We start from the raw sequence: 13,323 nt of genomic DNA on the forward strand, positions 1-13,323 counted from the left end.
TGCGCGGGAGGCACCGCCGTCGGGGGTTGACAGGGCGCCAACCATAGACTGGAGTCCATGACCTCCGAAACTGTCGTGACCATCCTGTGCGGCCTGGCTATCCTCGTAGGCGTGGCGGGGACAGTCATTCCGGTGCTTCCGGGCAGCATCCTGATTGGCGCAAGCCTGCTGGCCTGGGCAATCTGGGGCGGCGCCGGCACCGCGGGCTGGGTGGTGTTCGCGATTGCCATGATGTTCGTGGTGGCGGGCATGGCTGCCAGCGCTGTCCTTACCGGCAGGAAACTGAAGGAACATTCCATCCCCAGCCGAAGCATCGTGGCCGCGCTGGTGGCCGGCGTGGCGGGAATGTTCATCATCCCCGTGGTGGGACTCTTCGTGGGCTTCGCCGCCGGACTCCTGCTCAGCGAATTCCTCCGCACCCGGAACGTGGGTTCCGCCGCGACCTCCAGCTGGGCAGCCCTCAAGGCCACCGGCCTGGGCATGCTCGCCGAGTTCGGCCTGGCATGCCTGGCGGGCAGCACCTGGGTGATCGGCGTGTGGATCGCTGCCGCAAGCGGCTGAGCGCTTGCGGGCCGGGACTGCGGGGCGTAGAACGGCACCATGACTGAACCAACTTCAGCACGCGAGCACGTGCAGGGCTGGATGGACAAGTACCAGGCCGCCTGGACCAGCAACGAGCCCGAGGACATCCGGGCCCTGTTCACGGAAGATGCGCGGTATGAAACGCGGCCGGGCGATCCGGACCCGTGGCTGGGCCAGGACGGCATTGTGGAGGGCTGGCTCGCCGCCCGGGACCAACCGGGCGACTGGACGTTCAGCTGGGAGCTGGCGGGGGCCGACGCCGACACCGCTTTCGTGCAGGGCGTCACCGTTTATTCGGGCGACCGCCCCAGCTACGACAACCTCTGGGTCATCCGGTTCGACGGGGCAGGCCGCGCCGCTTCCTTCACCGAATGGTACATGGAGCGGGCCTAGGCGCTGGCGGCATCCGCGCGGGGCAGCCGCCGGTTAGCATGGAAAGATGACCGCCGGGGATACTGCACCGATCTACTGGGACAGCCGGGACCTCACCCCCTTCGGACAGCCGCAGCTGCGCACGCCGGTCCATGAACTTGCCGGGGGAGTGGGCGACATTCTCAGCGGCGTGCTGGGTGGACGCCACCCGGCCCTGCTGTCTGTGGACGGGGAGATCCCCCGGCTCAAGCGGATGCTGCCCAAGCCCGCCAAAATAGTTCACGAGGCCATCTTCACCAGCCGGGAGCCCGAACGGCTGATCACCCTGGCGCGTGCCTATCCCGGCTGGGCCGGGATCTGCTACCTGATGTCAGGCCTGCTCGTCTACAAGCACGGCGGCTATCTCCGGGCTTCGGAACTGCTGCAGCGCGGGCTGACCACCAGGAACGACGACGACGCCAACCGCTACTCGTCCACGTACCTGACGCGGATTGTGACCCGGATCGAACTCGCCGAACGCGTGGAGGTGCCGGTCCTCTTCAGCGAGGAGTCGGTGTTCCTGGCACTCGCCCATGCACTGCGCGAGACGGGCCGCGCCGAAGCCGCACTGGACGCACTGGGCGGACTGCCGCCGTCGCTCCCCATGGCATTGGCGCGCTGCTCGCTGGCGCTGAGCCTGGGCCGCAGCCGTACGGTGATCGACTGGACCGAAGGCCTCCTGAACGCGGACGACCTCTCGGCAGCGTTGCTGCTGGTCCGGGCCCGCGCCCTGCGCAGGGAAGGCCGGCTGGAGGCTGCCCACCAGGCGATCGCCGAGGTGCTGCGCCGGCGCAAGACCCATATGGTGCTGCGCAATGACGCCCTCACGGACCGCGCGCTGCTTGTGCTGGATTCCAGCAGGCGCTCGCTCAACCCGCGCGACTGGGGGCGTCGCCGCGAGGACCCGGTGCCGCAGAAGGAGATCGCCGCACCCGTGCCCATCCGCAAGGACGAAGAGATGCGCCGGATCTGGGAACAGGACTGGAAAAGGCTCAGCGACGAGTAGCCCGGCCTAGCCGGCGGCCGGGCCGGCGAGCACCGGCAGCAGCTGTTCACCCAGCAGCACCACGCCCAGGGCCACCATGATCACCCCGCTGGCGAGCGTCACCGTGCGGGCGGCGCCCGGCCGGCTTTGCAGCAGGGTGCGGGACAGCAACGCGACGGCGGTGTACACGAGTCCCGCGAGCAGCACGAAGGTCATGCCCAGCAGGCCGGACTGCACCGGCACGGGCAGCGGCGCCTCTGCGCTCACGAACTGGGGGACGAGCGCCACATAGAAAAGCAGGCCCTTGGGGTTGATGCCGCTGGTGCCCATACCCTGCAGGAAGGTGCGGAGCCGCGTCTGGCCGTCACGGCCCGGCCTGGCCGTGAAACTCGCCCCGCGCCAGGAGCGCAGCGTATTGATGCCCAGCCACATCAGGTAGCCGGCGCCGGCCAGGGTTATCCAGCCCAACACCCCGGGCGCTCCCGTCAGGACGGCAGCCAATCCCGCCACCAGCAGGACCGTGTGGAGCACGTACCCGCCGCACAGCCCTGCCACCGCGGGGACGAAGCTGCGCTGCCGGAGGCCCGCCGCGATGGAGTACGCCCAGTCCACCCCGGGCGTGCAGGCCAAGGCGGCCGCCACCAGCACAAAGGCCAAAAACAGCTCCGGGTTCATTCTTTCTCCTGCCACGAGGTCCGACAGAAGAAACCCTAGATACTTCGGCTCCGGAAGTGCTGTCCTTTTTCGCCCGCTAAAGCACCAAGAATGTAAGATTCTTGCGTGATAGACCATATCGACAGAAATATCTTGCGTTACCTCAAGGAGGACGGCAGGATGACGGCCACCGCGCTCGCCGCCAAGGTGGGCTTGACTGTGGCGCCGTGCCACCGGCGGCTCCGGGACCTGGAAAAATCGGGCGTCATCCGGGGCTACAAGGCGGACATCGATCCTGCCGCCGTGGGGCTGGGGTTTGAAGCGATTGTTTTTGTCACGCTGCGCCAGGTGGACCAGGCCACCATGGCGATTTTCGAGAGCCGCGTGGCGGAGAACCCCAACATCGTGGAGGCCCAGCGCCTCTTCGGCTCGCCTGATTACCTGCTCAAGGTCATCGCCGAGGACCTGCCCGCGTACCAGCGTTTCTACGACGCCGAGCTTACGTCCCTGCCCGGCGTTGAGCGCCTGACGTCCACGCTGGTGATGAAGAACCTGAAGTCCAACGCTGGACCCCCGGTGTAGCGCGCCGGATTGCTGCTAGTCCCTGAGCAGCCCGGTGGTGCGGTAGGGGATGACCTCGCGCAGGAACATGCTGGTGGAGGTGCGCACAATGCCGGGGCAGAGCCTGATTTCCTCCGACACGCGGTAGAGGTCGTCCGGACTGGTGGCCACCACCCGGATGAGGAGGTCGGTGTCGCCGGCCGGCGCGTGGCATTCCAGGACTTCCGGGATTTCACGGAGGGCGGCAATGGCCTCGTTGAGGTGGCTCTGGTCCAGTTCGGCACTGACGGCCGCCGCCACCCCGCGCCCGAGCGCTCCGGGAACCACCCTGCTGCTGTTGGGCCTTAACGCCCCGGATGAGGACATCCGCTCGAGCCGGGACTGCACCGTGCCCCGGGCCAGCCCCAGCCGCTGGGCCAGCACCATGATGGGAACGCGTGGATCCTCGTCCAGGGCCCTCAGGATCCGCTTGTCGGTGGAGTCCAGTTGCTGCAATCTGATCATTTCCTGTCGGTTCGGGGGGCGGCGGGTGGTCAAACTGATCAATAACGCGCCTGCCGGTTGCACCAACTGTAGGTCTGCTGGTCAAATGTTGGCAACGGTCAGGCTACCGCCGGCCCCGTAGGCTACCGCTTCCCGGCACACCACCCGGACGGCGGAACATCGTTTCCCGCAAGGAGACTGCCCTGATTGACTCTTGTTCACACCATGGTCACTCTGCATACACGGCAAGAGCCCCTGAGCTACCGGCGTCGGATTCCCGAAAGTCATCGGTAGCTGAGGGGCTCTTGTGCTGTCCCCGACACCGCGCCGCCCGCATAGTGTGCCGCCCGCATAGTGTTGAGCCATGACCCCAGCCGGCCGCTTTGCCCCCAGTCCCTCCGGCGAGCTGCATGTAGGCAACCTCCGGACGGCCGTCCTTGCGTGGCTGTTTGCCCGCTCCACCGGCCGGAGGTTCCTCCTCCGGGTGGAGGACCTGGACCGTGCGAGGGCAGGTGCGGAGGCGGTGCAGCTGCGCGACCTGACAGCCGTCGGCGTGACCTGGGACGGCGGCATCGTCCACCAGACGGGCCGCGGAACCCTTTATGCCGCGGCGATCTCCAGGCTGCAGGATGCAGGCCTCACCTACGAGTGCTTCTGCACCCGCAGGGAAATACAGGAGGCCCCGTCCGCTCCGCACGCGCCCCAGGGGGCGTACCCGGGGACGTGCCGGAACCTCGGCCCGGCAGAGCGGGAATTCAAGCGCTCCACCCGCCCCGCTGCCATCCGCCTGCGTGCCGACGTCGCGGAGTACCGCGTACATGATGTGCTGCATGGGGAGTTCACCGGAATAGTGGATGATTTCGTGCTGCGCCGCAACGATGGAGTGACCGCCTATAACCTCGCCGTGGTGGTCGACGATGCCGAGCAGGGCATCGACCAGGTGGTCCGCGGCGACGACCTCCTGCCCTCCACTCCCCGCCAGGCGTATCTGGCGTCGCTGCTGAATATTCCTTCTCCGGAATATGCCCACGTGCCGCTGGTGGTGAATAAGGACGGCGCCAGGCTGGCAAAGCGCGACGGTGCGGTTACGCTTGCAGACCTTGCGGCGTTGGGTGAGGATGCGGCCGCCGTGCGGGACCGGCTGCTGGAGTCCCTTGGCCTGCCTTCGGGTCCGCTGTCCACGGCGTTGGCCGCATTTGATCCGGCTGCCCTGCCCAAAGCGCCTTGGGTTTGGTCCGGCCCGTAGGCTGGAGTCATGCCAGAAACCACGGAACAACCGCCCGCCAGCAGTTTCACACCCGAGACGGCCAAGGTGCTGGCCGAGGTGGCGCACAACCGCCAGAAGGACAAACTGAAGCGGCCCTACAAGGACCACGTACTGGCGGTGGGGGACGCTCTAGCTGATTTTGACGACGACATCCGCATCGCAGGCTATCTCCACGACATTGCCGAGGACACCCCAATGACCAGGCAGGCCCTGCTGGACATGGGCGTCTCCGACCGGGCCGTGCAGATCATTGAACGGGTCACCAGCCGCCTGCACAGCAACCCGGACGACTACCAGGCCGTCATCCGCGAGATCGCCGAGGACCATGACGCTGCGTTGGTCAAGATTGCGGATAACGCGCACAACTCGCTGCCTGAGCGCGTCCAGGCGCTGGCCGAGAAGTGGCCGGACAAGCCGCCGGTTACCAAATACCGTGACGCCCGCCCAGTACTCTATGCCGCCGTCGAGGTTGACGAGGTGCGGAAGATCCTGGCCCGGGTGAATCCGTGGCTGCTGGCGGAATTCGACGACCAGTTGGATGAGGAAGACACCACGGACTACGAGAACCTGTCCTATGAGGAGCCGGATGCCGCCGGCGGGGCTGCTCGGCAGGCGGACGCAGGGGAAAGGGAGGCTCCCGGCGCTACGCCCTCCGGGGAGCGGTAGTTCCTGCCTCCAGCTTCTGAAGGGCAAGGTGTAGCCGTTCGGAGCCGTGGCGTTCGTCGATCACGATAGAGGCGCCGAGCGCCAGCACAATCACGAAGAGGCTGACGGGGACTGAGGCGCCCGCCGCGGCCAGGCCAACGGCAGCAGCCATTGCTGCCAGTACGCCGCCGGCCACAGTGATCACGGTGCGGTCTGCTCCCACCATGACGCTGTACAGCCATGTTATGGAGCCCTTGAACAGTGCCACCGGAATGGCAATGCTGGCCACGGCCGCGGCGGCGCTGATCCGGGCCTCGTGGTCAATATAGTAGGCGGCCACGTGGAGGCCGGCGCCGGTGGCTGCGATGGCGGCGAAAACGGGGATGTGGCCGTAGCCGAAGAGGAACGACCGGTGCCGGCGCAGGTGCAGGGCGCGTCCGGCCGGCAGCATGAAGTAGATCCACCACATGGCAAACGCCAGGGCCGTGCCGCCGAAGCCCACCAGCGCCGCATCAACACTCCAGCCGTGGTTGGCCACGATGGCCCGAAGCGTTTCAATGGCGCCGATCAGGCATTCGCCCAAGGCAATGATCGCCAGCAGCCCGTACCGTTCGGCAATGTGGTGTGCGTGCCAAGGGGTCCTGGTTTTCCGTTCGGCGGCGAAGGGGGTGGCCATCTCCAGGGCAACCAGCGGGACGATCATGAGGAACGAGGTCAAAACGTCCGCCTCGATCACGGCCACCGCGATCCACCCCAGCTGCACCAGTGCCAGGTATCTGGCGTACCGCAGGCAGGTGTCGCGGTGGGCAGGATCCTGCCGCGCGGCCCGGAGCCACTGCGACACCAGGGCCAGCCGCATGATCACGTAGCCTCCCACAATCACCGCGTTGTCCACGTGCTTGCCCTCCACCAGCGAATGGAACATGGGCTCAATGCCCATGGCGAGGATCAGGACCCCCACGATCTGGACCATGGTGACCACCCGGAAGATCCAGTCATCGGTGTCGTAGGCGCTGGCAAACCAGGTGAAGTTGATCCATGCCCAGACCACGGCGAACATCGCGAAGGAGAACCCCAACAGGCCGGGGACGACGTGGGCTGCCGCGATCTCGTGGGCAAACTGGCTGCCCGCCACACCGAACGCGATCACAAACGTCAGGTCGAAGAAGAGTTCAAGCGGGGTGGCGGCGCGGTGCTTCTCATGCGGGTCGCGGCCGCCCATCCGCGCCATGGCATGACGGAGGGGGTTGGAGGACATACATAAAAGCTACACGCGCCCCAAAGCGTCGATGTCCTCCAGGAAGTCCTGGTGCACTTCGGCGCTGACGGTGGTCCGGGTGTCGGCGATGGCGTCGAGGTAATCCTGCGTGGAGGGCCCCTTCCGGACCGCCTCGCGGACGGAGGCCGTGCCGCCGGAAGCCAGCCCGCCGTCGTCGTACACTGCTTTTTCCAGCGCACGCTGGGACGCGCTGCGGGCCGCATACTCGATATCCGCGGGGGAGAAGCCTTCGGTTTTGTCCACCAGCAACTCCACGTCCACGGCGTCCACCACGGGGGCAGGGATGAAGCGCTGCCACATGGCTTCGCGGGCCTGCCGGTCCGGCAGCCCGATGGGAATTACGTAGTCGAACCGGCCGTGCCGCAGGAAGGCGGAATCCAGGGCGCGGATAAAGTTGGTGGCGCACACCAGCAGCCGGCCGGGCTGTTCGCGGAAGGCCGGGATGATCTTGAGGAGCTCGTTGGTGACGCCCTGCAGGGGTGACGGCGGCTCGCCCGAGCGCTGGGCGGCGATCTCTTCCACCTCGTCGATGAACACCACGGCGTGCTCCAGCTCGGCGATTTCCAGGAATGTTTCGCGCAGTGCCCCGGCCAGGCCCTGCGGGTCGGCCGCGAGCCGGGAGGGGAACACCTCAACGAAGGGCCATTCCAGGCGGGAGGCGATGGCTTTGGCGAAGGTGGTCTTGCCGGTGCCGGGCGGGCCGAAGAGGACGACGGCGCGCGGCGGCACTACGCCGAATTCATCGGCTAGATCGGCCTCGGCCAGGGGAAGGACCAGGCGGCGTTCCAGCAGTTCCTTCTCCTTGCGCATGCCCGCCACGTTTTCCCACAGGTCCCGGGCCAGCACGCGTCCGCCGAGCTGGCCCAGCGCGCCGAGTTCCTGCCGCTGGACGGGAATGGTGCGCTCGAAGTAGCGCAGGTTCTTCTTCAACGCGAAGCCCCGGCTGAGGAATGCCTCCACCCGGGTTTCCGATTCCGGCATGAGGGCCGAGAGCTTGTTCAGGCCGTGGGGCGCCATCCGGTTTTCGACGGCGGCGAGCAGCGAGGTGCCGATGCCCCGGCCGCGGTACTCGGGCAGCGTTGCCAGGAAGACAATCCAGCCCTGGTCGTGGGCGGCGCGTCCGACCGCGGCGCCCACCACCTGCTCGCCCTGCACCGCCACCACGGCATGGTCCTTCTCACAGGAAGCCAGCACCTCGGAGAGGGCATAGACGGGTTCCACATTGTTCGCTTTGAGGGTCTCCCACAGGTGAAGGATCCCGTCCAGGTCCGCCGAGTGGAAGTCCCTGATCCGCCAGTTGGTCATGCCGTGTCTCCCGGGTGGTTCGTCGTTGAACTGCGTCGCTGGCTTGCACAGAGCAGCAAGGTAAAGCGCTCTGCTGAGCATAGGCGATCAGCCCGCGACGAAGGGTTGCGGGGACGTTGCATTACATGGCGGCCAACGGGCCAGTGGTCAGACCTTGATCGGAACAGGATGTACTTCGTCTGCGGGGTGGCCCGCGCGCTCATGGATACGACGCACAGCGTCAGCAGAGGGGGCTTCTGACAGGCAGTAGACATAACCTGATTCGGGATCGGCCCAGGCCGATTTGAAGTCAACGCTCTCGTCGCCTTGGATGGCAAGGTCCGCGTTGTGGGCCTCCTGGAGGGCCTCCTTGGTGATTCCGACCATATTGTGGTGGACGTCCATGAATTCCGGCATGCTGGCTGTGCTCCTTAACTAGGTTCATCGTTGAAACAGCAGGATGTGCCCGAGGCTAGACCTAAGCCCGCGGGCCGTCAACAGGGTGGACGTGTTGACTCAAAGAATGCCTCTGGCACGAGGGCCTCTTGGAGGACAGGGAGGGGGCAGGCCGGTCAGATCCCTCAGATCCCCAGGGTGCCCAGCGTGTTCCGGAGGGTATCCGCGGAATGCTGCAGGGCCGCCACTTCACCGTCGTCCATGGGCATTTCGAGGACGGTGCGGACGCCGCCGCGTCCCACGATGCTCGGCAGGGAGAGCGCCACCCCTGAGATTCCGTGCTGTCCCGCCAGGACCGTGGACACGGGCAGCACCGCGTTCTCGTCCCGAAGGAGCGCTTCCACGATGCGTGCGCCGGAGAGGCCGATGGCGTAGTTGGTTGCGCCCTTTCCGGCAATGACCTTGTAGGCCGCCTGCGTCACTTCGCGTGCCGTTTCGGCAAGGTAATCGGGGGTGAAGACGCGCTCGCCGTCCACCTTCCAGTCGCGGACCGGGATGGGGCCGATGGTGGCGGTGGACCAGGCCGGGAACTCCGTATCTCCGTGCTCGCCAATAATGCTGGCGTGGACGCTGGCCACGGCCACGCCGGCACGGCGTGCCAGCAGCCACCGCAGTCGGGAGGTGTCCAGGACGGTTCCTGACGAAAAGATGCGTCCCGTTGGAAGTCCGGAGATTTGCTGCGCTGCCACCGTGAGCACATCGCAGGGATTGGTGACCAGGACGTAGACGGCGTCCGGGGAGCGCTCGAGCAGCCGCGGCATGAGGTCTTCCAGGATCCGGACGTTGGTTCCGGCCAGGTCCAGGCGCGTCTGGCCCGGCGCCTGCTTGGCCCCGGCGGTGATGACGACGACGTCCGCACCCTCCGTCACGGCGATGTCACCGCCGCCGGTCACGGACGCAGCGGCAGCAGCGAACTGGGTGCCGTGGGCGAGGTCCAGGACTTCGGCGTCGGCCTTGGCGGCGTTGACGTCGAACAGGGCGATGTTGCCGGCTGAACCGCGGATGAGGGCGGCGTACGCCAGGGAGGTGCCGACGCTCCCCGCGCCGACGATGGCGAGTTTCGATCCTGACATGGAGTACCTCGTCTTCCCCGGCCCTGTGGCGCGCCGGCGCTGATGGTCCTGCTGCCCGCAATGGCTTTCATGCTACCGAGCGCGGCAGCCTGCGGGGCAAGAGCGTGGGCGGCACCGTTGAGAGTGTCATGCCCGAGGAGTAGCGTGTGACCCACCTCACCCACACCCATTCAGGAGCAACCATGCCATATCCGGGACGCCGGCTCGCTGCCGTAACCGCAGCGCTGGCGATGAGCGTGACCACCGGCGCCATCATGAGCCCCGCCGCTTCCGCTGACGAGCGGCAAACCCAAAAACAACCCGTGGCCACCGGCTACGGCGGTGCGGTCAGCACCGTGGACCCTGAAGCCTCGGCGGCGGCCATCGAAGTCCTCCGCGAGGGCGGCAACGCCGTCGACGCCGCCGTCGCGGCAGCAGCCACCCTGGGAGTCACGGAGCCGTACAGTGCCGGTATCGGCGGCGGCGGCTACTTTGTGTACTACGACGCCGACAGCGGCAAAGTCAGCACCATCGACGGCCGCGAGACGGCCCCGGCCGCCATGCCCCGGGATGCATTCATTGACCCTGTCACGGGTGCGGCATACCCGTTCCGCAAGCAGGCCACGAGCGGCATGTCAGTGGGCGTTCCCGGCACGCCTGCCACATGGGAACGCGCACTCGAGCGCTGGGGGAGCGTCAGCCTGGAGGAGGCCCTTGAGCCGGCCATCGAGGTTGCCACCAGGGGCTTTGTTGTAGACGCCACATTCCAGCAGCAGACGCTGGACAACAAGGACCGGTTCCAGCCCTTCACATCCACCAGTGAGCTCTTCCTGCCGGGTGGCGACGCACCGGCCGTGGGGACAATCTTCAAGAATCCCGGCATCGCCGATACCTACCAGCTCCTGGCCAAGAAGGGCATGAAGGCCTTCTATAAAGGTCCCCTTGCGAAGGAGATCGCGGAGACAGTCCAGAACCCGCCGATGGTTCCCGGTTCCGCCCTGCCCGGCCCGGCGGGGGTCATGACCACCAAGGACCTCAAGGACTACGAGGCGCTGGACCAGGAGCCCACCCATGTGAACTACCGCGGCTACGACGTCTATGGGATGGCCCCGTCCAGCAGTGGAGGAACCACGGTGGGTGAGGCGTTGAACATCCTGGAGGTGTTCGATCTTCCGTCCCTGAAGGCTGACGTGCCCAAGGTGCTGCACCACTACCTCGAAGCCAGCGCGCTTGCCTTCGCGGACCGCGCCAAGTACGTCGGCGATCCCGCCTTTGTGGACGTTCCCACGAATGCGCTCCTGGACCCGGTGTTCGGCAAGGAACGGGCCTGCGAGATCAATCCGCTGGCGGCGGCCGTCAAGCCGCTGCAGACCGCCGGAGACGTCACGTCGTACGACGGCGTGTGCCCGGTGAAGCCGGCAGCGCTCGCCGATGAGAAGGACACCGAGAACATCTCCACCACCAACCTGACCGTTTCAGACAAGTGGGGCAACGTGGTGGAGTACACCCTCACCATCGAGCAGACCGGCGGTTCCGGCATCGTGGTTCCCGGCCGGGGATTCATCCTCAACAACGAGCTCACGGACTTCTCGGTGGTGTACAGCGAAACGGATCCCAACCGGATCCAGCCGGGCAAGCGGCCCCGCTCGTCCATGTCGCCCACCATCGTCCTGAAAGAGGGCGAACCTTTCGTGGCACTCGGCTCGCCGGGCGGTTCCACCATCATCACCACCGTCCTGCAGACGCTCATCAACCGTATTGACCTGGGGATGACCATCTCGGAGGCCCTGGCTGCTCCCCGCGGCACCCAGCGGAACACGGAAAATGTTGTGGCTGAACAGGCCTTCATCGATGCGTACGGGCCCGTCCTGGCGTCGACGTACAAGCACAAGCTTGTGGCAGCGGGCGCCCCCGGAACCTCGGCGGCAGAAATTGGCGCCGCCACGGCGATTGAGTTCCTGGATGACGGACTGGTGGTCGCCGCGGCCGAGCCGGCAAGGCGCGGCGGCGGATCGGCGATGGTGGTGGATCCCGCCAAGTAACTGGTCCGCCGGCCGCCTCAAGCGTCGAGCTTTAAACCGCGACGGCGGCACACAGGTTCTGCAGCTCCAGAACCTGCGTGCCGCCGTCGGACGTAAAGGACGGTGGCTTACTTCTTGAAGGCGGCCGCCGGCGGGTTGGCGACCACGGGGGAGAGGCCGGTGAAGCCTTCGCGGGTTTCGGCGATTTCGCGGATGCGGGTGCGGCAGGCGTACCAGCCTGCGACCATGAGGGCGGAGGCGATGGCGGTGACGAGCATGGTGAGGGGGGAGTCGATGAAGACCATCACGAGCACGCCCACGAGGAAGAGCAGGGAGAGGTAGCCGGTGTAGGGGGCGCCGATCATGCGGAAGGTGGGGCGTTCGAGCCAGCCTTTGTCGGCCCAGCGTTTGAGCTGGATTTGGCATAGGACGATGGTTGCCCAGGTCATGATGATGCCCACGGAGGCGACGTTGAGGACGATTTCGAAGGCCTGGGCGGGGACGAGGTAGTTCAGGGGGACGCCCAGGAGGGAGACGGCGGCGGTGATGGCGATGCCGCCGTAGGGGACGCCTGCTTTGTTCATGCGGGAGGCGAAGCGCGGGGCGGAGCCGTTGACGGACATGGAGCGCAGGATGCGTCCGGTGGAGTAGAGGCCGGCGTTGAGGGAGGACAGGGCGGCGGTGAGGACGACGAGGTTCATGATGACGTCCACGCCCTGGATGCCGATGGAGCCGAAGAACGTGACGAAGGGGCTGACGCCCTTTTCGTAGGAGGTGTAGGGCAGCAGCAGGGCCAGGAGGATGACGGAGCCGACGTAGAACACGGCGATGCGGAAGACTACGGAGTTGATGGCTTTGGGCATGATTTTTTCGGGGTTTTCGGTTTCGCCGGCGGCGGTGCCGACGAGTTCGATGGAGGCGTAGGCGAAGAGGACGCCCTGCATGAGGATGATCATGGGGAGCAGGCCGTTGGGGAAGATGCCGCCGTTGTCCGAGAGGAGGCTCAGGCCGACTTGCTGGCCGTCCACGGGGGTGCCGAAGATGACGAAGTAGGTGCCGGCGATGAGGAAGATGACCAGGGCGGCGACCTTGATCAGGGCGAACCAGAATTCCATTTCGCCGAAGACCTTCACGGAGACGAGGTTCAGGGCGAGGACCACGATCAGGGCGGTCAGTGCCCAGGCCCATTGCGGGACGGCTGCCATCCAGGGGATGTAGTTGCCGAAGAAGTTCATGTAGAGGGCGGCGGCGGTGATGTCCACGATGGTGGTGGTGGCCCAGTTGATCCAGTAGAACCAGCCGGACACGAAGGCGGCTTTTTCGCCGAAGAATTCGCGGGCGTAGGAGACGAACGAGCCGGAGGAGGGGCGGTGCAGGACCAGTTCGCCCAGGGCGCGCAGGATCAGGAACGCGAAGAACCCGCAGACGGCGTAGGCGATGACCAGGGACGGGCCCGCGGCGTTGAGCCGGCCGCCGGCGCCGAGGAACAGGCCGGTGCCGATCGCACCGCCGATCGCGATCATCTGGATCTGCCGGGGCTTGAGGTTCTTGTGGTAGCCCTTGTCCTCGGCATGCAGGGCGGTCTCGGAGGCATGGGCGTGCCCGCCGTCAATGATGTGGTCTGGGATGGGGGGATTCGTCAT

General features: G+C 66.4%; 14 protein-coding genes. 7 read left to right on the forward strand and 7 right to left on the reverse strand.

What is annotated here, in order from left to right:
* Positions 1–57 precede the first annotated feature (57 nt).
* Genes GK109_RS10800 through GK109_RS10810 form a run of 3 tightly spaced genes read left to right on the forward strand, consistent with a single transcriptional unit; the run spans position 58 to position 1,999 of the window.
* A complete protein-coding gene (locus GK109_RS10800) occupies positions 58–561 on the forward strand; it encodes a DUF456 domain-containing protein (protein ID WP_157240349.1) in 504 nt (167 codons plus the stop codon).
* 39 nt (positions 562–600) lie between these two features.
* Entirely contained in the window at positions 601–975 is a 375-nt protein-coding gene (locus GK109_RS10805; protein ID WP_157240351.1) for a nuclear transport factor 2 family protein, read from the forward strand.
* Between the two features lie 46 nt (positions 976–1,021).
* The gene (locus GK109_RS10810; protein WP_157240353.1) at positions 1,022–1,999 is read left to right on the forward strand and encodes a hypothetical protein; all 978 of its coding nucleotides are present in this window, start codon (positions 1,022–1,024) and stop codon (positions 1,997–1,999) included.
* 6 nt (positions 2,000–2,005) lie between these two features.
* On the opposite strand, the gene GK109_RS10815 is transcribed toward GK109_RS10810, so the two are convergent.
* A complete protein-coding gene (locus tag GK109_RS10815) occupies positions 2,006–2,653 on the reverse strand; it encodes a LysE family translocator (protein ID WP_157240354.1) in 648 nt (215 codons plus the stop codon).
* Between the two features lie 105 nt (positions 2,654–2,758).
* Between GK109_RS10815 and GK109_RS10820 the strand changes: the two genes are divergently transcribed.
* On the forward strand, positions 2,759–3,214 hold the full coding sequence (locus tag GK109_RS10820) for an Lrp/AsnC family transcriptional regulator (protein WP_323058025.1): 456 nt from the start codon (positions 2,759–2,761) through the stop codon (positions 3,212–3,214).
* A gap of 15 nt (positions 3,215–3,229) precedes the next feature.
* Here the strand turns inward: GK109_RS10820 and GK109_RS10825 are convergent, their stop codons facing one another.
* Positions 3,230–3,697, reverse strand: a complete 468-nt coding sequence (locus tag GK109_RS10825) for an Lrp/AsnC family transcriptional regulator (RefSeq protein ID WP_157240358.1) — start codon at positions 3,695–3,697, stop codon at positions 3,230–3,232.
* A gap of 343 nt (positions 3,698–4,040) precedes the next feature.
* Here GK109_RS10825 and gluQRS point away from each other — a divergent pair, with 343 nt between their 5' ends.
* Together gluQRS and GK109_RS10835 are read left to right on the forward strand one after the other, a co-directional pair.
* On the forward strand, positions 4,041–4,922 hold the full coding sequence (gene gluQRS / locus GK109_RS10830; RefSeq protein WP_157240360.1) for a tRNA glutamyl-Q(34) synthetase GluQRS: 882 nt from the start codon (positions 4,041–4,043) through the stop codon (positions 4,920–4,922).
* A 9-nt stretch (positions 4,923–4,931) separates the two neighbouring features.
* Positions 4,932–5,609, forward strand: coding sequence for an HD domain-containing protein (locus GK109_RS10835; protein WP_157240361.1), 678 nt, complete (start codon positions 4,932–4,934; stop codon positions 5,607–5,609).
* On the opposite strand, the gene GK109_RS10840 is transcribed toward GK109_RS10835, so the two are convergent.
* The 4 genes from GK109_RS10840 to GK109_RS10855 all read right to left on the reverse strand — a co-directional run bounded on the left by GK109_RS10840 (position 5,587) and on the right by GK109_RS10855 (position 9,680).
* Positions 5,587–6,846, reverse strand: coding sequence for a low temperature requirement protein A (locus GK109_RS10840; protein ID WP_157240363.1), 1,260 nt, complete (start codon positions 6,844–6,846; stop codon positions 5,587–5,589). The two genes, GK109_RS10835 and GK109_RS10840, sit on opposite strands and share 23 nt — an antisense overlap.
* Positions 6,847–6,855: 9 nt before the next feature.
* The gene (locus GK109_RS10845; RefSeq protein WP_157240365.1) at positions 6,856–8,172 is read right to left on the reverse strand and encodes an ATP-binding protein; all 1,317 of its coding nucleotides are present in this window, start codon (positions 8,170–8,172) and stop codon (positions 6,856–6,858) included.
* A 147-nt stretch (positions 8,173–8,319) separates the two neighbouring features.
* On the reverse strand, positions 8,320–8,568 hold the full coding sequence (locus GK109_RS10850; protein ID WP_157240367.1) for an SCO4226 family nickel-binding protein: 249 nt from the start codon (positions 8,566–8,568) through the stop codon (positions 8,320–8,322).
* Between the two features lie 164 nt (positions 8,569–8,732).
* On the reverse strand, positions 8,733–9,680 hold the full coding sequence (locus tag GK109_RS10855) for an L-lactate dehydrogenase (protein ID WP_157240369.1): 948 nt from the start codon (positions 9,678–9,680) through the stop codon (positions 8,733–8,735).
* Positions 9,681–9,862: 182 nt separating this feature from the next.
* Here GK109_RS10855 and ggt point away from each other — a divergent pair, with 182 nt between their 5' ends.
* Positions 9,863–11,701 (forward strand): gamma-glutamyltransferase, encoded by a 1,839-nt coding sequence (ggt, locus tag GK109_RS10860; RefSeq protein WP_157240371.1) that lies wholly within the window; start codon positions 9,863–9,865, stop codon positions 11,699–11,701.
* Positions 11,702–11,808: 107 nt separating this feature from the next.
* On the opposite strand, the gene GK109_RS10865 is transcribed toward ggt, so the two are convergent.
* A complete protein-coding gene (locus GK109_RS10865; RefSeq protein WP_157240373.1) occupies positions 11,809–13,323 on the reverse strand; it encodes an amino acid permease in 1,515 nt (504 codons plus the stop codon).

Source organism: Pseudarthrobacter sp. GA104 (assembly GCF_009741265.1).
In the GTDB taxonomy this organism is placed as follows: domain Bacteria; phylum Actinomycetota; class Actinomycetes; order Actinomycetales; family Micrococcaceae; genus Arthrobacter.

Excerpts from the sequence above, each read along its gene's own strand:
- GK109_RS10800 (WP_157240349.1), top strand. The coding sequence starts at position 58 with ATGACCTCCGAAACTGTCGTGACCATCCTGTGCGGCCTGGCTATCCTC.
- GK109_RS10805 (WP_157240351.1), top strand. The coding sequence starts at position 601 with ATGACTGAACCAACTTCAGCACGCGAGCACGTGCAGGGCTGGATGGAC.
- GK109_RS10810 (WP_157240353.1), top strand. The coding sequence starts at position 1,022 with ATGACCGCCGGGGATACTGCACCGATCTACTGGGACAGCCGGGACCTC.
- GK109_RS10815 (WP_157240354.1), bottom strand. The coding sequence starts at position 2,653 with ATGAACCCGGAGCTGTTTTTGGCCTTTGTGCTGGTGGCGGCCGCCTTG.
- GK109_RS10825 (WP_157240358.1), bottom strand. The coding sequence starts at position 3,697 with ATGATCAGATTGCAGCAACTGGACTCCACCGACAAGCGGATCCTGAGG.
- gluQRS (WP_157240360.1), top strand. The coding sequence starts at position 4,041 with ATGACCCCAGCCGGCCGCTTTGCCCCCAGTCCCTCCGGCGAGCTGCAT.
- GK109_RS10835 (WP_157240361.1), top strand. The coding sequence starts at position 4,932 with ATGCCAGAAACCACGGAACAACCGCCCGCCAGCAGTTTCACACCCGAG.
- GK109_RS10840 (WP_157240363.1), bottom strand. The coding sequence starts at position 6,846 with ATGTCCTCCAACCCCCTCCGTCATGCCATGGCGCGGATGGGCGGCCGC.
- GK109_RS10845 (WP_157240365.1), bottom strand. The coding sequence starts at position 8,172 with ATGACCAACTGGCGGATCAGGGACTTCCACTCGGCGGACCTGGACGGG.
- GK109_RS10850 (WP_157240367.1), bottom strand. The coding sequence starts at position 8,568 with ATGCCGGAATTCATGGACGTCCACCACAATATGGTCGGAATCACCAAG.
- GK109_RS10855 (WP_157240369.1), bottom strand. The coding sequence starts at position 9,680 with ATGTCAGGATCGAAACTCGCCATCGTCGGCGCGGGGAGCGTCGGCACC.
- ggt (WP_157240371.1), top strand. The coding sequence starts at position 9,863 with ATGCCATATCCGGGACGCCGGCTCGCTGCCGTAACCGCAGCGCTGGCG.
- GK109_RS10865 (WP_157240373.1), bottom strand. The coding sequence starts at position 13,323 with ATGACGAATCCCCCCATCCCAGACCACATCATTGACGGCGGGCACGCC.